This window comes from Pseudomonas mohnii, from assembly GCF_900105115.1.
In the GTDB taxonomy this organism is placed as follows: Bacteria; Pseudomonadota; Gammaproteobacteria; order Pseudomonadales; family Pseudomonadaceae; genus Aquipseudomonas; species Aquipseudomonas mohnii.
Window position 1 is genome coordinate 2,405,208 of the sequence record NZ_FNRV01000001.1, and the last position, 20,842, is coordinate 2,426,049.

Annotated in this window: 20 protein-coding genes and 1 other RNA gene; 10 read left to right on the forward strand and 11 right to left on the reverse strand. The window is 56.6% G+C overall.

The genetic code is table 11. The features are described 5' to 3' along the window. Positions 1 to 434: 434 nt before the first annotated feature. Positions 435 to 788: RNase P RNA component class A (gene rnpB, locus BLV61_RS11230), an RNA gene on the reverse strand. A gap of 75 nt (positions 789 to 863) precedes the next feature. Then, entirely contained in the window at positions 864 to 1,736 is an 873-nt protein-coding gene (gene rsmI / locus BLV61_RS11235; protein ID WP_047539058.1) for a 16S rRNA (cytidine(1402)-2'-O)-methyltransferase, read from the reverse strand. 209 nt (positions 1,737 to 1,945) lie between these two features. Here rsmI and BLV61_RS11240 point away from each other — a divergent pair, with 209 nt between their 5' ends. From BLV61_RS11240 to BLV61_RS11255, 4 genes are all read left to right on the forward strand, one after another. Then, the gene (locus tag BLV61_RS11240; RefSeq protein ID WP_090464942.1) at positions 1,946 to 3,757 is read left to right on the forward strand and encodes a penicillin-binding protein activator; all 1,812 of its coding nucleotides are present in this window, start codon (positions 1,946 to 1,948) and stop codon (positions 3,755 to 3,757) included. Further along, positions 3,757 to 4,119 (forward strand): YraN family protein, encoded by a 363-nt coding sequence (locus BLV61_RS11245; RefSeq protein WP_081997945.1) that lies wholly within the window; start codon positions 3,757 to 3,759, stop codon positions 4,117 to 4,119. Before BLV61_RS11240 ends, BLV61_RS11245 begins: the two co-directional genes overlap by 1 nt. Positions 4,120 to 4,220: 101 nt before the next feature. Then, a complete protein-coding gene (locus BLV61_RS11250; RefSeq protein ID WP_007904374.1) occupies positions 4,221 to 4,814 on the forward strand; it encodes a phosphoheptose isomerase in 594 nt (197 codons plus the stop codon). Then, the gene (locus BLV61_RS11255; protein ID WP_047532995.1) at positions 4,811 to 5,389 is read left to right on the forward strand and encodes a BON domain-containing protein; all 579 of its coding nucleotides are present in this window, start codon (positions 4,811 to 4,813) and stop codon (positions 5,387 to 5,389) included. Before BLV61_RS11250 ends, BLV61_RS11255 begins: the two co-directional genes overlap by 4 nt. A gap of 157 nt (positions 5,390 to 5,546) precedes the next feature. Here BLV61_RS11255 and BLV61_RS11260 read toward each other — a convergent pair whose 3' ends face one another. The 7 genes from BLV61_RS11260 to rplM form a co-directional block, all read right to left on the reverse strand. Continuing rightward, positions 5,547 to 5,960 carry a ClpXP protease specificity-enhancing factor gene (locus BLV61_RS11260; protein WP_047532998.1) on the reverse strand — a complete coding sequence of 138 codons (414 nt, stop codon included), beginning with the start codon at positions 5,958 to 5,960 and terminating at the stop codon, positions 5,547 to 5,549. 16 nt (positions 5,961 to 5,976) lie between these two features. Continuing rightward, the gene (locus BLV61_RS11265; protein ID WP_007972581.1) at positions 5,977 to 6,594 is read right to left on the reverse strand and encodes a glutathione S-transferase N-terminal domain-containing protein; all 618 of its coding nucleotides are present in this window, start codon (positions 6,592 to 6,594) and stop codon (positions 5,977 to 5,979) included. A 150-nt stretch (positions 6,595 to 6,744) separates the two neighbouring features. Then, the gene (locus tag BLV61_RS11270; protein WP_090464945.1) at positions 6,745 to 7,524 is read right to left on the reverse strand and encodes a cytochrome c1; all 780 of its coding nucleotides are present in this window, start codon (positions 7,522 to 7,524) and stop codon (positions 6,745 to 6,747) included. Continuing rightward, complete coding sequence (locus BLV61_RS11275; RefSeq protein WP_047533006.1) at positions 7,524 to 8,735, reverse strand: cytochrome b; 1,212 nt, start codon at positions 8,733 to 8,735, stop codon at positions 7,524 to 7,526. Before BLV61_RS11275 ends, BLV61_RS11270 begins: the two co-directional genes overlap by 1 nt. After that, positions 8,735 to 9,328 carry a ubiquinol-cytochrome c reductase iron-sulfur subunit gene (petA, locus tag BLV61_RS11280; protein ID WP_047533009.1) on the reverse strand — a complete coding sequence of 198 codons (594 nt, stop codon included), beginning with the start codon at positions 9,326 to 9,328 and terminating at the stop codon, positions 8,735 to 8,737. Before petA ends, BLV61_RS11275 begins: the two co-directional genes overlap by 1 nt. 269 nt (positions 9,329 to 9,597) lie before the next feature. Beyond that, a complete protein-coding gene (rpsI, locus tag BLV61_RS11285) occupies positions 9,598 to 9,990 on the reverse strand; it encodes a 30S ribosomal protein S9 (protein WP_003228056.1) in 393 nt (130 codons plus the stop codon). A gap of 14 nt (positions 9,991 to 10,004) precedes the next feature. Continuing rightward, positions 10,005 to 10,433, reverse strand: a complete 429-nt coding sequence (gene rplM, locus BLV61_RS11290) for a 50S ribosomal protein L13 (protein WP_003228062.1) — start codon at positions 10,431 to 10,433, stop codon at positions 10,005 to 10,007. A gap of 245 nt (positions 10,434 to 10,678) precedes the next feature. Here rplM and BLV61_RS11295 point away from each other — a divergent pair, with 245 nt between their 5' ends. Further along, positions 10,679 to 11,719 carry an NADP(H)-dependent aldo-keto reductase gene (locus BLV61_RS11295; RefSeq protein WP_090464949.1) on the forward strand — a complete coding sequence of 347 codons (1,041 nt, stop codon included), beginning with the start codon at positions 10,679 to 10,681 and terminating at the stop codon, positions 11,717 to 11,719. A 98-nt stretch (positions 11,720 to 11,817) separates the two neighbouring features. Here BLV61_RS11295 and BLV61_RS11300 read toward each other — a convergent pair whose 3' ends face one another. After that, positions 11,818 to 12,954, reverse strand: a complete 1,137-nt coding sequence (locus BLV61_RS11300) for an acyl-CoA dehydrogenase family protein (protein ID WP_047533029.1) — start codon at positions 12,952 to 12,954, stop codon at positions 11,818 to 11,820. Positions 12,955 to 13,173: 219 nt separating this feature from the next. Between BLV61_RS11300 and BLV61_RS11305 the strand changes: the two genes are divergently transcribed. From BLV61_RS11305 to BLV61_RS11325, 5 genes are all read left to right on the forward strand, one after another. Continuing rightward, on the forward strand, positions 13,174 to 14,094 hold the full coding sequence (locus BLV61_RS11305) for a GlxA family transcriptional regulator (RefSeq protein ID WP_174552506.1): 921 nt from the start codon (positions 13,174 to 13,176) through the stop codon (positions 14,092 to 14,094). A 172-nt stretch (positions 14,095 to 14,266) separates the two neighbouring features. Next, a complete protein-coding gene (locus BLV61_RS11310; RefSeq protein ID WP_090464952.1) occupies positions 14,267 to 16,213 on the forward strand; it encodes a flavin monoamine oxidase family protein in 1,947 nt (648 codons plus the stop codon). A 204-nt stretch (positions 16,214 to 16,417) separates the two neighbouring features. Then, positions 16,418 to 17,305, forward strand: a complete 888-nt coding sequence (locus tag BLV61_RS11315) for a nitrilase family protein (protein WP_090464956.1) — start codon at positions 16,418 to 16,420, stop codon at positions 17,303 to 17,305. Between the two features lie 17 nt (positions 17,306 to 17,322). Continuing rightward, a complete protein-coding gene (locus tag BLV61_RS11320; RefSeq protein ID WP_090464960.1) occupies positions 17,323 to 18,522 on the forward strand; it encodes a threonine/serine exporter family protein in 1,200 nt (399 codons plus the stop codon). A 76-nt stretch (positions 18,523 to 18,598) separates the two neighbouring features. After that, on the forward strand, positions 18,599 to 19,582 hold the full coding sequence (locus BLV61_RS11325; RefSeq protein WP_090464963.1) for an asparaginase: 984 nt from the start codon (positions 18,599 to 18,601) through the stop codon (positions 19,580 to 19,582). Positions 19,583 to 19,663: 81 nt separating this feature from the next. On the opposite strand, the gene zapE is transcribed toward BLV61_RS11325, so the two are convergent. After that, entirely contained in the window at positions 19,664 to 20,758 is a 1,095-nt protein-coding gene (zapE, locus tag BLV61_RS11330; RefSeq protein ID WP_090464966.1) for a cell division protein ZapE, read from the reverse strand. Between the last annotated feature and the right edge of the window lie 84 nt (positions 20,759 to 20,842).

Consider the following 20,842-nt stretch of genomic DNA (forward strand, 5'->3'; position numbering starts at 1 on the left):
CAAATATTAGCGTTTTGCGCTCAAAAAACCCACTTCATGCCACTTTCCGCCACTTGCGCACACTATAGGAATGCGCCCACCACACCGTCAAGGCGCGGAGTAAAGGAAAACCCTTACGAAACTGAGATTTAGGAGCATAAAAGGAGGGGTAACGAGAATCTGGCAGATGAAACTGCCCGATAACTTGAACCAGCACAGAAGGCTGCATTCGGAAGTTAAAGTAATTTATTAAGAGTAAGATTTTTTCGGTATTACGAAAGTGCTTCTGCTGACGATTCTGAGAGGAGGGAAAATCGGTGCTGCATCGAGTTTAGGCGTTCATCACCAGCGCAGGCAAATTGATATCACGCAACCCCTTCTACTGACAACGCCGCATGACAACATTTTCACCATCCACACCCTGCTCAATGATTTAAGCAGGAGGGGAGAAAAAGGTGGAGAGTCGATCTGTAAGCCGGGTTCTGTCTTGAACAGTCATTCGTCTACGATGGCCATCACTGGACATCTTTAGCAACCTACCCGGTCCCAGCGCGGGCCACGCCTTGGGACCCTATTTGGTCTTGCTCCAAGTGGGGTTTACCTAGCCACGAACTGTTGCCAGACGTGCGGTGCGCTCTTACCGCACCTTTTCACCCTTACCGGCGCCGAAGCGCTTAGGCGGTTATTTTCTGTGGCACTTTCCGTAGGCTCACGCCTCCCAGGCATTACCTGGCACTTCGCCCTATGGAGCCCGGACTTTCCTCCCCCCCCTAATTTTCATAGAGGGCAGCGACTGTCCGATCGACTCTCCGGCGCGAAGGTTAACGGCAGAGCGCCCGAAGAACAAGCGCTAAACGCCTTTTACCGCGCCTGCGCGTCGGGTTTTACTCGCCCTTCTGTTTATCCAGCGCGACCTGGTACAAAACATTTTTACGCTCGCCGGTAATTTGCGCAGCCAATGCGGCAGCGCGCTTGAGCGGCATTTCTTCGAGCAACAGGTTAAGCACGCGCATCGCCTCGCTGCTGACAGCGTCCTCACTCTCGGGAGCCGTCCACCCCGCCACCAGCACTACGCATTCGCCGCGCTGCTGGTTGCTGTCCGACTCAACGAACTCACGCAGCTCGGCTAATGGCAAGCCTTTGAGTGTTTCAAAGGTCTTGGTCAGTTCACGCGCCAATAACGCCGGACGCTCGCCACCGAATACCAGCTCCATGTCCTGCAGACATTCGAGGATACGGTGTGGCGCCTCGTAGAATATCAACGTACGCGGTTCCTCCTTGACGAGTTCAAGGCGTGCGCGCCGTCCCACGGCCTTGGCCGGCAGAAACCCCTCGAAAATGAAACGATCCGATGGCAACCCCGCCGCCGACAGCGCTGCGATCAATGCACAGGCACCCGGCACTGGCACTACGTTAATGCCTGCCGCACGAGCCTGACGCACCAAGTGATAGCCAGGATCGGAAATCAGCGGCGTTCCCGCATCGGAAATCAGCGCCACATCATCACCGGCCAGCAGCCGGGTAATAAAGCGGCTACCTTCATCCCGCTCGTTGTGCTCATGACAGGCAGCCAGCGGCGTCGCGATGCCGAAGTGTTGCATCAGCCTCTGGGAATGCCGGGTGTCTTCGGCGGCGATCAGTGCGACCTCGCGCAGAATCTTCAGCGCACGCGCACTGATGTCGTCCAGGTTGCCGATGGGCGTCGCCACCACATAAAGCGAGCCCGCAGCGGAATTCAAAGCACCTGGAGCAGTCAAAGCGCACACCTCATGATCGATAAAGTCGCCATTGTAACGCGTCGCGACGCCCGCGATACGCGCAAGGAACACTCGCCTTTGCGACCTCTTGCGCCCTCGCGCAACATTTGTACGAGCTAAATTGATCGATTCACGCCAGTAACATCGCGCCCCGGCCAGCGCTTGGGTACAATTCCACGCTAATTTGATCGAGTATCAGGAACGCTTACATGATCGCTTGCCTGCGGCTGTTCACTGCCCTCTGCCTCGCTGCCTTGCTGGCCGCTTGCGCCAGTTCGCCCTCCTCCAGCCTTGGCGAACTCCCACGAACCCCGGATGCCAGCATTGAGCAACTGCTTGAAAAAGCGGCTCAAAGCAAAACACCGGAAGAAGCTGCACTGTTTCGCCTGAGCGCAGCAGACCTGGCCTACCACCAAGGCAATGCCGGCCAGTCCGCGCAGATCCTGCAACAGGTTCAGGTCGAACAACTCAAGCCGGGGCAACAGATCTTCGCCAGCACCCTGGCGGCGGAACTGGCCATGACCCGCAATCAGCCCAAAGCCGCGCTGAGCGCCTTGAGCCACCCCAGCCTGCAGCGCCTGAGCGAAATGCCTGCCGAGCAACAGGTCCGCACCGGAACGGTTCACGCCCGCGCCCTTGAAGCCGATGGTCAGACGCTGGCCGCCGCAAAGGAACGGATCTTCATCGCGCCGATGCTGAGCGGAGACGCCGCTCGCAAAAACCACGAAGCCATCTGGACACTGATCGCTTCGCTGCCAACCGATCAATTGCAGCCAAACACTACCGATGACCTCGGCGGCTGGATGGCGCTGGCACTGGCCGTAAAATCGGCCGGCACCCTGGAACAGCAGCAGGCCGCGATCGACAACTGGCGCGCCCAGAACCCGAAGCACCCCGCCGCTATCCAACTGCCATTGCCATTGACCAACCTCAAGCAACTGGCCAGCCAACCCTTGAGCAAGATTGCCCTGCTGCTACCTCAAGACGGCCCGCTGGCGTCGGTTGGCAAGGCACTGCGTGAAGGTTTCATGGCCGCCCACTATCAGGCGCAACAGGCCGGACAAAAGCCGCCAGCCATCGAGTTCTATGACAGTTCGCGCCTGACCAATCTCGACGAGTTCTACCGCAAGGCCCAGGCCGATGGCGTGCAGCTGGTCGTCGGCCCACTGGAAAAGCCACTGGTCAAACAACTCAGCACTCGCCCACAACTGCCGATCACCACCCTGGCACTGAACTACAGCGAAGGCGAGCAAGGTCCGGCCCAACTGTTCCAGTTTGGTCTTGCAGCGGAAGACGAGGCACGCGAAGTATCGCGCCGCGCTCGCGCCGACGGCCTGCATCGCGCCGCCATCATGGTGCCGAAAGGTGAATGGGGCGATCGCGTCCTCAAGGCTTTCAGCCAGGACTGGCAAGCCAACGGCGGCAGCGTCGTCGCCACCGAACGCGTCGACCAGCCAGTGCAACTGGCCCAGCAAATTGCCGACATGTTCCAGCTGCGTCAGAGCGAAGGTCGCGCCAAGAGCCTGCAAAGCACCATAGGCTCGCAGGTTGCCGCCCAACCTTCCCGCCGTCAGGACATCGAATTCATCTTCCTGGCTGCCACCCCGCAACAAGCCCAACAAATCAAACCGACCCTGAACTTCCAGTACGCGGGTGATGTTCCGGTTTACGCCACTTCCCACGTCTTCAGTGCCAGCGGCGATGTGAACCAGTACAACGACATGAACGGCATTCGCTTCTGCGAAACCCCATGGCTGCTGGAGGCTAATGATCCGCTGCGTCGCCAGGTCACCGCACAATGGCCACAGGCGGCCGGCAGCCTGGGGCGCCTGTATGCGATGGGCGTCGACGCCTATCGCCTGGCCCCACGCCTGGGCCAACTCAAGGCCTTGCCTGAAAGCCGTGTCGAAGGTCAATCGGGCAGCCTGGGCATGACGCAGAACCAGCGCATCGTAAGGCAGTTGCCATGGGCCCAGTTCGTCAATGGCCAGGTTCAACGCCTGCCGGACACTCCACGCTGATGCCCGACAGGTCACGCCAGCAAAGCGGTAAGGATGCCGAGCGCCATGCGCTCGAGCATCTTCAACAACAAGGTCTGCGCCTGCTGGCGCAGAACTGGTTGTGTAAACGCGGCGAGCTTGATCTGGTCATGCTTGATGGCGATACAGTAGTATTCGTTGAAGTTCGCTACAGAAAAAACACTCAATGGGGTGGCGCGCTCGATAGCATCGATGAGCGCAAACGGCAGAAACTGATTTTTGCCGCGCAGTATTTTCTTCAGTGCGAGTCGCGCTGGGCCAATTCCCCTTGCCGTTTCGACGTGGTTGCCATCGACAGTAAACTCGATCAGTTGAACTGGTTGCAGAATGCTTTCGACGGCTGATCGTTTACGCTCCGAACCGGACACCCGACAACATTTTTGCTCTTTGTTTTGCGGGCTGCACATTCACGTGCCGGACAGCCGCGCTCATTAAGGTCACACAGATGGACATGCAATCCCGAATTCGCCAGCTTTTTCAGGCCAGTATCGACACCAAGCAACAGGCGATGGACGTACTTGCACCGCACATCGAGCAAGCCAGCCAGGTGATGGTCAATGCCCTGCTGAACGAAGGCAAAATGCTTTCCTGCGGCAACGGCGGCTCTGCAGGCGACGCCCAGCACTTTTCGTCCGAGCTGCTCAACCGCTTCGAGCGCGAGCGCCCGAGCCTGCCAGCCATTGCACTGACCACTGACAGCTCGACGATCACCTCGATCGCCAACGACTACAGCTACAACGAAATATTCTCCAAACAGATCCGCGCCCTTGGTCAGCCGGGTGACGTTTTGCTGGCAATTTCCACCAGTGGCAACTCGGCAAACATTATTCAAGCGATCCAGGCCGCACATGATCGCGAAATGATTGTCGTAGCATTGACCGGTCGCGATGGCGGCGGCATGGCGTCGCTGCTATTGCCCGAGGACGTCGAGATTCGCGTACCGGCCAACGTCACCGCACGTATCCAGGAAGTCCACCTGCTGGCGATCCATTGCCTATGCGACTTGATCGACAGCCAACTGTTCGGGAGTGAAGAATGACCCCTAATCGCCTCGGCCTACTGGCCCTGACCCTGTGCCTCGGCATCAGCGGCTGCACCTCTGTGGTGAATGCCAGCCGTGAAGCACCGATCGAAGATGACCGCGGCACCCGCACCTTCGGCAGCAAGATCGATGACTCGCTGATCGACACCAAGGTCGGGGTGAACATCGCCAAGGCCGATCCGGCCCTGGACAACGACTCGCATATCGTCGTCACCAGCTTCAACGGCGTGGTACTGCTTGCCGGGCAAACCCCGCGTGCCGACCTCAAGGCAAAGGCCGAACAGGCCGCTGCCGCCGTTCAGCGCGTGAAGACGGTCCACAACGAACTGCAGATCCTGCCACCCTCCGGTTTCCTTGCCCGCCAGAACGACACCTGGCTGACCTCCAAGATCAAGGCCCAGATGCTCACCGATCCGAACATCCCCGGCTCGCGCATCAAGGTTGTCACCGAGAACGGCATCGTCTACCTGCTGGGCCTTCTGACCAAACAGGAAGCCGCTCAGGCGACCAATTTGGTGCAAAGCGTTTCTGGCGTGCAGAAGATCGTCAAGCTGTTCGAATACATCGATTAAGACCTGCAGGAGCGAGCCTGCTCGCGAAAAACGTCCGGTGAATACGTTCATTCAGACAGCCCGCGTTATCGTTCACGCCCATCGCGAGCAGGCTCGCTCCTACATCGTTTGAAGGCGCTGAAATAAAAAGGGTGATCCTTGCGGATCACCCTTTTTTTTATTTCACCACTTTCAAACTAGGTCGACCGCTGGGACGCGGCGGCTCGCTGTCGGGTGGCGGAATATCGTCATCCGGCTCGAGCCCTTCATCGTCTTCCATGGGCGACTCCAGATCGAACACCATACCCTGGCCATTCTCCCGGGCATAAATACCCAGGATCGATGCGATAGGCACGTACAGCGTGTGTGGTACACCGCCGAAGCGCCCCTCGAAACTGACCGCTTCGTTATCCATGTGCAAATGACGCACGGCTTGCGGCGATACATTCAGGACAATCTGTCCATCACTGGCAAAACCCTGCGGCACCTGCACCGACGGATACTCGGAATTGACCAGCATGTGCGGGGTGCAATCATTGTCCACAATCCACTCATAGAGCGCACGGACCAGATAAGGTCGACTGGAGTTCATAGCGGCTCCTTAAGCCTTAGCGCATATCGCGTTCGACACCAGACAGACTCGCCTGGAAAGCCTCACGCGCAAACTGGCGCTCCATGTAATCAAGCAGCGGCTTGGCGGGCCGCGGCAGTTCTATACCCAGAATCGGCAATCGCCAGAGTATTGGCAATAGGCAGCAATCCACCAGGCTTTGTTCCTCGCTGAGGAAAAACGGCTTGTCGGCAAACAACGGCGACACGCCGGTCAGACTTTCGCGCAGTTCTTTACGCGCTACGGCGCGAGCGGCCTCTTTGGTCCGCGAATCCAGGATCAGATCCACGAGACCACACCAGTCACGCTGAATACGATGAATCAGCAAACGACTGTTGGCACGCGCCACCGGATAAACCGGCAGTAGTGGCGGGTGCGGATAACGCTCATCCAGATATTCCATCACCACCGTTGACTCCCACAACGCCAGGTCACGATCGACCAGGGTGGGCAAGCTGCCATAAGGGTTCACTTCGATCAGTTTAGGCGGCTGGCGGCCAGCTTCCACGTAAATGATCTCGGCGCTTACACCCTTCTCTGCCAGTACGATTCGCACTCGGTGGGAATAGTGGTCGGCGGGGTCGGAGTAACAGGCCAACCGATTGGTCACGCCCATGGCGATCCTCCTCGCTTGTAGAAATTATCGGAAGCGGAAAAACGAGCGCGCCCAGAGGGCGCCTCCCGTAACGCCTGGATCACCAGACTCGTTACACCTTCAGAGACGCCCTTGGGCGCGCGCGATTAACAGCAAATGCTTAAAGCTTTATCAGTGCACATCTTTCCAGTATTCGCGCTTGAGCAAGTAGGCGAATACGAAGAAGAACGCCAGGTACAGCAATACATACGTACCGATGCGCTGATGCTGCAGCTTAACCGGGTTAGCCGAGTAAGCCAGGAAGGTTACCAGATTCTTGACCTTCTCATCGAACTGCTCTTCGGTCAAAGCACCACTTTTCGGCACAATCGTCAGCTGATCGCACGCCTCATGTGTCAGCGGCGTACCGGTGAGCGGATCAAATTGCTTCTTGCCGTCTTCGACGATCTGAACCTGTTTGCAACCGACAACCTGACGACCTTGCAGGCCGACCAGGACGTTTGGCATGCCAACATTCGGGAAGACCTTGTTATTCACACCCCATGGGCGCGCCGGATCTTCGTAGAACGACTTCAGGTAGCCATAGAGCCAGTCAGTACCACGAACGCGGGCAACCAGCGTCAGGTCGGGCGGAGCCGCACCGAACCAGGTCTTGGCGTCAGCTGGCTGCATGCCGATGCTCATGTGGTCGCCAATCTTGGCGCCAGTGAATATCAAATGGCTTTGCATCAGATCCGCAGGGATATCCAGATCATTGGCCACTCGCTCATAGCGCTGGTATTTCGCGCTGTGACAGCCCATGCAATAGTTGGTGAATGTACGCGCACCATCTTGCAAGGCGACTTTGTCAGCAACGTCGATCTCAACCTTTTCGAGCTCAGGCTCAAGAGCGTTGGCAAAAGACACGACAGGAAGCGCAGCAAGAATCAAAACTGCAAATAACTTTTTCATCAGCCAGTCACCCTTTCCGGAACCGGTTTGGTCTTCTCAAGCCTGGTGTAGAACGGCATCAGAATGAAGTAGGCGAAGTACAGGAAGGTACATACCTGCGACAGCAGCGTCCGCTCAGGGGTTGGAGCCAGAACACCCAGAACGCCCAGGATCACGAACGCGATGCAGAACACCCAGAGCCAGATCTTGCTCAGCCAGCCCTTGTAGCGCATCGACTTGACCGGACTACGGTCCAGCCAAGGCAGGACGAACAGCACAGCAATGGCAGCCCCCATCGCGATTACACCCAGGAGCTTGTCAGGAACAGCCCGAAGGATCGCGTAAAACGGAGTGAAATACCAAACCGGAGCAATATGCGCAGGCGTCTTGAAAGCGTTCGCCGGTTCAAAGTTCGGCTTCTCGAGGAAGTAACCACCCATTTCCGGGAAGAAGAACACGATCGAACAGAAGATGAACAGGAACACCACCACGCCGACGATATCTTTCACGGTGTAGTACGGGTGGAAGGCAATGCCGTCCAGCGGTACACCGTTTTCGTCCTTGTGCTTCTTGATGTCCACGCCGTCCGGGTTGTTCGAACCGACTTCGTGCAATGCCAGAACGTGCAGCACGACCAGGCCGAGAATAACGATCGGCAAGGCAACCACGTGCAAGGCGAAGAAGCGGTTCAGCGTAATACCCGAAATCAGGTAGTCACCACGGATCCACTGGGTCAGGTCGTTACCGATGACCGGGATCGCACCGAACAGCGAGATGATCACCTGGGCACCCCAGTAGGACATCTGACCCCATGGCAGCAGGTAACCCATGAAGGCTTCAGCCATCAGCGCCAGGTAAATCAGCATGCCGAAGACCCACACCAGCTCACGCGGCTTCTGGTACGAACCGTAGAGCAAGCCACGGAACATGTGCAGATAGACCACGATGAAGAACGCCGAAGCGCCGGTGGAGTGCAGCAGACGCAGGATCGAGCCGTACTCGACGTCGCGCATGATGTATTCGACGGAAGCAAACGCCTCTTCCGCCGACGGGGTGTAGCTCATGGTCAGCCAGACACCGGTAACGATCTGGTTGACCAGAACGAGCAGGGCCAGGGAGCCAAAGAAATAGAAGAAGTTGAAGTTTTTCGGGGCGTAGTACTTGCTGAGATGGTCTTCCCACATCTTGGTCGCGGGAAAGCGCGCATCAACCCAATCCATGAACTTGCTCATCACGCTTTCTCCGTATCGACGCCAATGACAATGATGTCATCGGTCTCATAGGAATGCGGGGGTACTGGCAGGTTCAAAGGCGCGGGTTGCGACTTGTAGACGCGGCCAGCCAGGTCGTAGTGGGAGCCGTGGCATGGGCAGAAATAGCCACCTACCCAGTCTTTGCCAAGATCCGCGGGAGCGACTTCCGGACGGAAAGTCGGCGAGCAACCGAGGTGCGTGCAGATACCAATCAGCAGCAGAACCTCAGGTTTGATCGAACGGGTTTCCGGATCTACATAGGTCGGTTGAGTCGAGTTCTTGGAGGTAGGGTCAGACAACTGGCCCTCGATCTTCTTCAGATTCCCCAGGATTTCCTGCGTACGGCGGACGATGAATACCGGCTGACCGCGCCACTCAGCAATCATCTGCTGGCCTGGCTCGATTTTGCTGACATTCACTTTCACCGGTGCACCTGCGGCTTTCGCCTTGGCACTGGGAAACCATGACCCCACGAACGGGACCGCAGCCCCCACCGCTCCTGCAGCACCCACCACGGATGTGGCTGCTACCAAGAAGCGACGCCGGCCTGCATTCACGCCGTCATTGCTCATTCAGTCCTCTCCCATCAGCTTTGTGGCCTGTTAAATCAGGCATCTACTAAGTAAAACTCTGTACTTATAAAAATTTTGCCGAATGGTAATGAAAACCCCCAATTCTGACAAGGTAATTACCTGAGGGCCCCACTCCCAAGCCTTGTAGTATAGGGGCTCTGCGCGTGTGGCAAGTTGTCACAGAGCAATTCTTTGATAAATCGCACGCATAAAAAAACGCCCAGCTCCGTGAGGAAACTGGGCGTTCTTTTTTTGAACGTGGAAGCGAATTAACGCTTCGAGTACTGCGGACGCTTACGCGCTTTACGCAGACCAACTTTCTTACGTTCAACTTCACGTGCATCGCGGGTTACGAAGCCGGCTTTACGCAGAGCGCTGCGCAGAGTCTCGTCGTAATCCATCAGAGCGCGAGTGATGCCGTGGCGGATTGCGCCAGCTTGACCACTTACACCACCACCGATCACGGTGACGTAGATGTCGAACTTCTCGACAGTCTCAGTCAATTCCAGCGGCTGACGAACTACCATGCGGGCAGTTTCGCGGCCGAAGAAATTATCCAGCGAACGGTTGTTGATGGAGATGTTACCAGTACCCGGACGCAGGAAAACGCGTGCGGTTGCGGTCTTGCGACGGCCAGTGCCGTAATTTTGAGTCGCCGACATAATGAACTATTCCGTTAAATCTTCAGTTCTTGGGGCTGCTGAGCAGTATGAGGGTGTGCAGCGCCCGCATAGACTTTCAGCTTACGGTACATGTCGCGACCCAGCGGGTTCTTAGGCAGCATGCCTTTGACCGCGGTCTCGATCACGCGCTCAGGGGCTTTGGCGATCAGCTTTTCAAAGTTGATCGACTTGATGCCGCCCGGGAAACCGGAGTGGGAGTAGTACATTTTGTCAGTGGTTTTAGCACCGGTAACACGGATCTGCTCAGCGTTGATTACGACGATGTAGTCGCCGGTGTCAACGTGAGGAGTGTACTCAGGCTTGTGCTTGCCACGCAGACGGCTCGCGATTTCGGTGGCCAGACGACCCAGGGTCTGACCAGCAGCGTCGACGACAAACCAGTCGCGCTTTACTGTTTCCGGTTTAGCAGTAAAAGTTTTCATTCTTTATAGCCTCAGGGGCCGCCCTGTAAATTAGACGGCGGATCTTACTGAATAGTGCGTACTTTGACAAGTCAAAGGCAGCCGGATACAGACGCTTTCGGGGGCTCGGGTCGGCGCGTCCGTTCAACGGCAAGATTCTTCGGCGGCGGCGCATCACTTCCACTGCAGAAAGAGGTGCGCAATTATGCAGATTGCGAAAAATAATTCAACCTGCTTTTATGATTGTTTTGCCCAAGGAGCACCCGATGGACTATCGCCAGTTAGGCCGGACCAATCTCAACGTGAGTGCCATCTGCCTCGGAACCATGACCTGGGGCGAGCAAAACAGCGAGGCTGAAGCCTTCGCGCAGATTGAACGGGCCAAGAGTGCCGGGATCAACTTCATCGACACCGCCGAAATGTATCCGGTGCCTCCCAAGGCCGAAACCTACGCCACCACCGAACGCTACATCGGTAATTACTTCAAAAGCCGCGGCGACCGTGCCGACTGGATCCTGGCCAGCAAGATCGCCGGCCCGGGCAACACCATCGATTACATCCGCGACAAGAACCTGCGGCACAATCGACAGCACATCACCGAAGCCGTGGATGGCAGCCTGAAACGCCTGCAGACCGATTACATCGACCTGTACCAGTTGCACTGGCCGGAGCGCAGCACCAATTTCTTCGGCCAACTGGGTTACAAGCACAAGATCGAAGCCAACCTGACGCCCCTGGAAGACACCCTCGAAGCACTGGACGAGCAGGTCAAGGCCGGCAAGATCCGCCACATCGGCCTCTCCAACGAGACACCCTGGGGCACCATGCGCTTCCTCGCCCTGGCCGAAGCACGAGGCTGGCCACGCGCGGTGTCGATCCAGAACCCTTACAACCTGCTCAATCGCAGCTTCGAGGTCGGCCTGGCGGAGATCGCCATTCGTGAACAGTGCGGCCTGCTCGCCTATTCACCGCTGGCGTTCGGGTTTCTGTCCGGCAAATACGAAGGAGGCGCGCGCCCACCAAAAGGTCGCTTGAGTCTCTACAGCCGCTTCAGCCGGTACTTCAACCCGCAGTCGGAAGCTGCTTGCTGCCGTTATGTGGCGCTGGCTCGAGAACACGGCCTGGACCCGGCGCAAATGGCCCTGGCGTTCGTGACACAGCAGCCGTTCGTGACCAGCAACATCATTGGCGCGACCACACTTGAGCAACTGGACAGCAACATCGCCAGTTTCGATCTGAAGCTGTCGGAGGAAGTGCTGGAAGGGATCGAAGCGATCCACAAGGATCAGCCGAACCCTGCGCCTTGATTGATTCGTAGAACCCATCACGGGCAAGCCTATCCCACCGGCGTCATTGAGCCTGTAGGAGCGCTTGCCCGCGATGGCGTCTACCCTGCCAACGCCGATCAAAGCGATCTGGCAATAATCTCCTTCATGATTTCATTGGTCCCGGCATAGATCCGCTGTACCCGCGCATCCGCCCACGCCCGGGCGATCGGGTATTCCCACATGAAGCCGTAACCGCCATGCAACTGCACGCACTCGTCGAGGACCTTGCATTGCAGGTCAGTGCCCCAGTACTTGGCCATCGCAGCTGTTGGCACGTCGAGCTTGCCTTGCAGATGCAATTCCAGACAGCGATCCACAAAAACACGACCGATCTGGATTTCTGTCGCCATCTCCGCCAGTTTGAAGCGGGTGTTCTGGAAGTCCGCAATGGCCTTGCCGAACGCCTTGCGCTCGCGGGTGTACTCCAGCGTCCATTGCAATGCCGCTTCGGCCGACGCGAGGCCGCCGATGGCCACGGTGAGGCGCTCCTGCGGCAATTCCTGCATCAGGTACGCAAACCCCATCCCGGCCTGGCCCAGCAGGTTTTCCTTGGGCACCCGCACGTCCTGGAAAAACAATTCCGAGGTGTCCTGGGCCTTCATGCCGACCTTTTCCAGGCGCTTGCCCTTTTCAAAGCCGGGCGTATTGGCTTCTACCAAGAACAGGCTGGTGCCTTTCGCGCCAGCCTTGGGATCGGTCTTGGCGACGACAATCACCAGATCGGCGAGAAAACCGTTGGTGATAAAGGTCTTCGAGCCGTTGATCACATATTCGTCGCCGTCCAGCACAGCCGTGGTCTTGACGCCCTGGAGGTCGGAACCGGCGCCAGGTTCGGTCATGGCGATGGCGGTGACCAGCTCCCCGGAAACCAGTTTCGGCAGGTATTTGTGTTTCAACATTTCACTGCCGTAATGCAGGATGTAGGGCGCCACGATGTCCGAATGCAGGGAAAAACCGATACCGGTCAACCCCAGGCGCCCCACCTCTTCGATCACCACCGCACTGTAGAGAAAGTCTGCGCCCAACCCGCCGTATTCCTCCGGCAGATGCGAGCACAACATTCCCGCCTCCCCTGCCTTGTTCCACAGTTGACGGTCGATGTAGCCCTGTTTTTCCCATTGTCCGTGGAACGGCACGGCCTCTTTTTCGAGGAACGTTCGCACACTGTCACGAAAAAGTTCGTGCTCGGAACTGAACAAGGTTCTGGGAATCATGCGGCACCTTTCTTGGTATTGGCAGGAATGAACCTTCAGAGACTAAGCCCCGAGTCCGATACAGGACACTGGACACATCCGACAAAAAATAAGACGATCCAGCCGTCTGGTGACCACTTTCCCCTATAAGAATAAAGTTGAATTATGTCTAACCAAGCCTCCACGCCCCTGCGGCGCGTCAGCATCCTGGCTATCGACCGGGTTTTCGCTTCCACCCTCATGCAAGCCAAGGATTTCTTCCACCTCGCCAGCCTGCGCTACGGCAAACAGCTGGGCCACGGCCTGACACCGGCGTTCGAAACACGCCTGGTCAGCCCCGACGGCCAGTCGGTCAACACGTTCAGTGATGTGAAGATCCCGGTAGACGGCGGCCTGGAAAATGCCGACATCATTGTCATTCCGGCCTTCTGGGACGATTTCGACACCCTGAGCAAACGTTATCCACAGGTCCTGCCCTGGCTGCGCCAGCAACATGCCCGTGGCGCGGTGCTCTGCGGCGAAGCGACCGGCGTGTTCTGGCTGGCCGAGGCCGGACTGTTAAACGGCAAGGAAGCAACCACCTACTGGCGCTTCTTCAATGCCTTCGCCGAACGCTTCCCGCAGGTCCAGCTCAACCAGGACAAACATCTGACCGACGCTGACAACCTGTACTGCGCCGGCGGCACCACATCGGCGTGTGATCTCTATATCTATCTGATCGAGCGTTTCTGCGGCGCCAATGTGTCCCAGGCCGTGGCACGGGACATTCTTTATGAAGTCCAGCGCAGCTACTCACCGGGTCGCATCGGCTTTGGCGGACAAAAGCTGCATCAAGACGTGATCATCCTGCAGATCCAGCATTGGCTCGAAGAACACTTTGCCGACAAGTTCCGCTTCGAAGATGTCGCCCGCGAACACGGCATGAGCATCCGTAACTTCATGCGCCGCTTCCAGACCGCCACCGGCGACAAGCCCCTGCACTACCTGCAACGCCTGCGCATCGAAACCGCCAAGGGGCTGCTGTCCGGGAGCCGCAAGAGCATCAAGACCATCAGCTACGAAGTCGGCTACGACGATGCGAGCTTCTTCGCACGCCTGTTCCGCCAGCACACTGAGCTGTCGCCGAACCAGTATCGGCAGCAGTTTCAGCAGGCGGCGTAATTGGATAAAAAAGGGTCTGCATCGCAGACCCTTTTTTCATTGAACATTCATTGCCTACAAAAAAAGCGGAAAGCGGAGCACCTCAGCACCCGACTTGGCTGATATACGCTACGCGCTCCAAACTTCAACATCGTCCCTGCAAAAAACATCAGTACTGTCAGGGAAGATCACAATGACTATAGGTTCAAGCTACAACTACCCTTCATTCGCAGCCAAGGAAACCACTCGAACAAAGCGCTCGACTGACAACAAATGGGCTGCCCGCTTTCCCAATCCACCAGACTTGTGTTTCGACTATCGATCACTGGTTGAACAGGCAAACGGAATAGCGAAGGCTACTTCCCTCGATCACCGAATTTGCATCATCGGTGCAGGCGTAACCGGACTAACCGCCGCCCGTGAACTGTATCGCTGCGGTTTCACCAATATCACCCTCATAGAACAATCCCGCCGCATAGGGGGCAGGCACTTAACCATCCCGGGAAGCCCTAACTCCACGGAAAGTCATACTCCCTTTGAACTGGGGGCAATGCGCATGCCCTTTTTCAACCGGGCAGACGAGCCACCAACAGATGGCAGGTCTCTAATGGCTTACTACGCCAAGGCGTTTGAGTTGTCGTTTTCAGACTTTGCCAATCCTGGAAGTCAGTGGGTTCGCTCGACCGGCATCTATCTCAGAGAAGGTAGCGTGGGCAACAGCGGGACGCCGCAGATGTTGATTTGGAAAAATGCCGATGGCTTGACCCCACCTCCCGGCGAGGATCTGCAGAAGGTCTATGCCAAGTGGAAGGATTTCGCCGATCGCATGACAAAACATGTTGCAGAAATTTACGCCAGTCAGAAATGGGAAAGCATGTGGGCTGCAATCGTTAAAAAGTACGAGGGCGTCTCATTTCGCGATCTGGTCAGTATGCCGGCCCTGACAACCTGGGATGAACGTTCGCCCGGTGACTTTGGCGGAATGGGAATGTCTGCAGAAGAATCCGCGATTTTCTATGCAATCGGCATCGGTGACGGGAGCTGGGGAGCTTTTTATGACGTCTGCTGCCTTTATCCACTGCGAACTGCCATTTTTGGGTTCAGCAGTCAGTTGCAACTGATCCACGGTCGGGTAAACGCTGCCGGAGACCCACTAGCCTCACCCTACCTCCACAGCAACACAGTTTCTGACTCGGCGGGATTGAGCTTCGATGCCCCGCGCTACATCGGACTCGCCGCTTTGGACGAATCTCTGATGTTCCTGAAAACCGCCGAAACCGGAAAATCCGTTTATGAACACAGTCTCGAAAGAAGCAATGGCCTCCTCACAGATTCGTCCGTTACAAAACTAAAAAAACTGACTAATCAGAAGATACGCGTCTACTTCAACTGGAAACACAGTCAGGCCGAGCAAACCCAGGAGCGCTTCGAAGACTTTGATTCGGTCATCATGACCCTACCGTCTTGGTTAATAGAGACTCGAATCGAACTGAAAAACTTCACTCAGGAGATGCTGCCATTCGAGATAATCAACGCCTACAAAACGGCACACTGGGAAACCAGCTGCAAAGTCTATGCACCGTTGAAAAAATCATTTCTTTCGAAAAACCACAAAATTCCGCAAACCATCGTTACCGATAGTTTTATCCACGATGTCTACACCTATCGCTACAACGATCACTACAGCTATGACTGCATCCTGTTGAGTTATACATGGGAGGATGACGCAACAAAACTTGCCTCATTCACCGACAAGGAATTGGTTACCAAGTGCGCCAAAGAGCTTGATCGCATCCTGATGAACGCCACCAATATTCAGGAGAAAATTTCCCCTTACATTGGCATTGAGCAGGCAGTGGTTCAACGCTGGATAACGGACAAAAACGCCTTGGGTTGTGCAAAGCTCTACCGGCCCGGGACCTATTACGATGCCGTGAGCCTGATGAAGTACAACAGGGACTTTGCGCGTACTTCAGGCCTGTATTTTTCTGGTGAGTCATTTTCAGTCGACGCTGGCTGGACGGAACCTTGCTTTCGGACGGCTGTTGATGCGGTTATTCACATCTGTGACAAAACCGCAGCCATTTTCAATGGCGGTTTTTCCATGAGTGACTATCCACACTACAAACTCAAAACCTGATCCCCCCCGTTTAGAGCCATGCAGGTCTGGCTTGGCTCTGCTTTTCCCCCTGACCAGGCCGACGAACAAAAACGCCTCGCTCATACATCTTCGGATAAAGGCTACAGCCATACCGGAAGCATCCGACTTACGCCAGCTGGCTTTTGGACTCTTATAAACACGCAATTAAACAGCGTGAATAACAATAAAAAGAGGTCACCCGAAATGAGCGAGCCAACAAGCCCCGTTCGTGTAGCAGTCGTGCAATTCGATCCACAAGTCGGTATCGAGAATTGTGATGCAAATCTGCGTCGCAGCCAGGAGTTGGCGTTGGAGGCGGTAACCGGCGGTGCGAACCTCATCGTTCTGCCTGAGCTATCCAGCACCGGCTATTTCTTCAGCAATAGGCAGGATGCCTTTGAACACGCGCAGCTGATTCCCGGCGGGCCATGCGCACAACTCTGGATCGACTTCGCCTCCGAGCACAATGTGTACCTCGTAGCCGGCTTGGCGGAGCGCGACGGCATGCAGCTCTTTAACACCGCAATGCTGGTCGGCCCTGGCGGCTTTATCGGCAAGTATCGAAAAGCCCATTTATGGAATCTGGAGAAACTCTGGTTCACACCGGGCGATCTCGGTTTTCCGGTTTTTGATACACCCATTGGCCGTATCGGAATGTTGATCTGCTGGGATATCTGGTTCCCCGAGGTGCCGCGCATTCTGAGCCAACAGGGCGCCGACATCATCTGCAGTCTCAACAACTGGGTCTGGACACCTCCGCCGCTGTTCGATGATGCCGGCAAGTGCATGGCGTCGTACCTCACGATGACAGCAGCCCACGTCAACAATGTGTTTATTGCAGCTGCCAGCCGAATCGGTGAAGAACGAGGTGCCCGCTACTTGGGCTGCTCACTGATTGCCGGGACCAATGGTTGGCCGATTGGCGCGGTAGCATCGGCAGACCAGCAGGAAATCCTGTTTGCCGATATTGACCTGACAGCCTCTCGCAGCGCCCCTATTTGGAACAACCTGAACGACTTGCATCGTGATCGTCGAGCCGATCTCTACGATCAAATGCTCGGTTACACCCAACACCCATGCCTCCCGCGCTGATGAGGGGGACCTGACTCATGGTAACCACAACCGATAAAAACCAGTCTGCCCCCAGATCACCATTTGATGTAGCCGTCCTCCTGCTGATGATCGGCACGACACTGCTGATTATCTGGCTTTCACTCACCTATCGTTCGTTCTGGTCCGCCCATTGGCCGAGTTACAGCGATATGGTATCGAGCCTTCCCCAGCCGAGTGCCTGGCTGCGCTGGCTGATGGGCGACATCAGCGAGGTGGCATTCTATAAACACGAATTCGCCTCAATAGGACTGTTGGCGGGCGCCTATCTCGCCTACTGGGCGAATCGAACGAGGAGATCTTGGCAAGGCTTCAGCATTTCTTATGGCACAGGGCTATGGCCGTGGCTGATCACCAGTTCGCTACTCGGGTTACTGCTGAGCAACGCACTGTGGGGGTGGACAGTGACCACCACCAGTTGGCAACCGACATTTGCCGCGTTCGTTTCGCTACCAGCGGCTATGGTGCTGATGTTTGGCGGCGGCTGGAAGGTCACGATCAACGGCGCAATCATGGGTGCCGTATTCGTCACACCAATGTGCCTGCTGATCGTCAATTACGTGTGTAACCCGCTGGGGTTGCCGGCAGTGATCGGAAATGTTCTGGGGATGGCAGTTGCCAGTGTCATGGCATTTCTGCTCTACCGCTACTGGCCGAGCCTGATGAAGTCCGAACACCCCAAGACACCGCCCTCCTCGCCCCCTGCACCCGCCACCAATGCCCCGGACTACGGGGTCATCTGGAGCATACGCCGGGTCCTGGCAGATTTTTCCGAAGCGCCATTTTTCGGTAACGAACTGGCTAGCCTCGGCTTGTTACTGGGGGTACTGCTGGCTTACACCATGAACCCGATGAGCCCGGCGTACGGTTCAGGCCTGTTGCTGCACATTATCGCTGCACAGGCACTGACCTCGGCCATCGGCGTGCTGATCTGGCGTCGACAATGGAAGCTACACGGCTGGTATCCCACTTATGTTCCCCTGGTGTCAGTGGTGCCAGCCGCGATCCTGACCCATGGTGGCAGTTGGCTAGTGATCGGTTCAAGTGCATTGCTGGGGGCGTTAATCGCCCCCCCTCTGGCCAGAGCGATTACCAAGCAACTGCCGACCGACATGCATGCCTACATCGGCAATGTCCTATCCATGGCCATCAGCACGGCGCTGATCGTGCCGCTGATCGGCGTTCTTATCGCGGAGTAAATGCTACCCACCTTTCGGCTGTATCCGTCTCGAACCGGGTACAGCCACTTCTCTTCCCGAACACGCGAGGTATCACATGGATCTGCCTGAACTTGCCATCGCGGCGCTCGGCGGCACAGTGAGCATGCAAGCCAGAAATGCCGGCGAAGCCGTTATCCCGACAGTCAGCGGCGAAACCCTGCTCGCCTCTGTACCAGAGTTGACGACATTGGCCAGGGTGTCAGTTGAAACGCTTGGATTGTTACCAAGCGCATCCTTAAGTTTCGAGTTTTTGCTGGGCGTCCTTTCCTGGGCGAAAGATCAGATTGCACAAGGCGTCATTGGTGTTGTCATTACCCAAGGCACCGACACCCTCGAAGAAACCGCCCTATTTTTCGAGTACTTGTGGGACCACCAGGAACCATTGGTCCTGACAGGCGCCATGCGTTCGGCAAAGCAGGCGGGAGCCGAAGGACCGGCAAACCTGCTCGACGCTTGCCGAGTCGCATTGGCTGACAACAGTCGACAACGCGGCGTTCAGGTCGTCATGAACGGAGAGATTCATGAAGCGCGCTACGTACGAAAAACCGATTCACTGGCACTGCATGCGTTTTCCTCCCCGGTCTTTGGACCCACAGGTTTGCTCGTCGAAGGCGTCGTTCGCTATCTACGGCAGCCAACGCCGCGCATGCTTTTGCCGCTGCCACAACACACCACACAAAACGTCGCGATGCTGGAGGCGTCACTTTCTGCCGATACCCTGCTATTGGATAGCATCCTTGAACTGGGCTACGACGGGCTCGTGATCGCTGGTTTCGGAGCCGGACATCTCTCGGAGCATTGGGCCTGCGCCATTGAGCGCATCGCTCAAAGAATCCCTGTGATAGTCGCCACCCGTACTGGCTCCGGCTCCACCGCGCAATCGTCGTACGGATTTATTGGCGGTGAGGTGGACTTGAGTCGCAAGGGTGCATTGATGGCCGGTTTTCTCTGCCCGCGCAAAGCCAGGATCCTGCTCTGGTTGCTCCTCGGCTCCCAGCGAGAAAATGAGCTGGCGCGCTACCTCAACAACACTGCATAAACCCTATTCAGTCCCGCAGGGAATCTCCAGCCGATAAAAAAGGGCCTGCATGTGCAGGCCCTTTTTGTATTCCGAAATATCCTACGGCTTGTGCGGACGCGACAGGAATTCGTGGGACTGCATTTCCAGCAGGCGGCTGAGGGTGCGCTGAAATTCAAAGTTCAGGCGACCGCCGGTGTAGAGATCCTTGAGCTCGACTTCGGCAGAAATGATCAGTTTCACGTTACGGTCGTAGAACTCGTCGACCATGTTGATGAAGCGTCGGGCGATGTCGTCGGTGGTGACGCTCATCTGCTCGACACCGCTGAGCAACACAGCGTGGAAGATCTTGCCCAGTTCGATGTAGTCGTTCTGGCTGCGCGGGCCGTCGCAGAGTTCGCGGAAGTCGAACCAGGCCACGTCATCGCAGGTGCGCAGGGCACGGATTTCGCGGTTTTCGATCATCAGCACATCATTCTCGATCGCTGCCGTGCACTCTGGCGTCAGCGCACGGAAGCTTTTGCGCAGGCTTTCGTGGGACGCTTCGTCGAGCGGATAGTGGAACAGCTCCGCTTGTTCGAGGTGGCGCAGACGGTAATCGACGCCGCTGTCGACGTTGACGATTTCGGTGTTCTGCTTGATCAGCGCAATGGCCGGCAAGAAGCGAGCGCGCTGCAAGCCGTCCTTGTACAGGCCGTCCGGCACGATGTTCGAGGTCGCGACCAGGGTTACGCCGTTCTTGAACAGTTCTTCCATCAAGGTGCCAAGGATCATGGCGTCGGTGATGTCGGAAACGAAGAACTCATCGAAGCAGATCACCCGGGCTTCGGTGGAGAAACGCTTGGCGATGATGGTCAGCGGGTTTTTCTCGCCGCCCAGGGTCTTCATCTCTTCGTGCACGCGCTTCATGAAGCGGTGGAAGTGAGTGCGGGACTTTTCCTTGAACGGCAGCGCCTCGAAGAAGGTGTCGACCAGGTAAGTCTTGCCGCGACCCACGCCACCCCAGAAGTACAGGCCTTTGACCGGGGTCTGATCCTTCTTGCCAAACAGTTTGCCCAGCAGGCCCGGTTTGTTCTGCTCGGCTGCGACCAGATCGTCATACAGGCGCTGCAAATGACGCACAGCCGTTTCCTGCGCAGCGTCATGGAAGAATTCCGGGCGTTTCAGATCAGCTTGATATCGTTCTAGGGGCGTCATAATTCGTTAGCAAGGCAACAAAAACGGGCCGTCACTGTAGCGATGGCCCGTGGGAATGGCAATCAGCCCTTGGTCGGGCCGTGC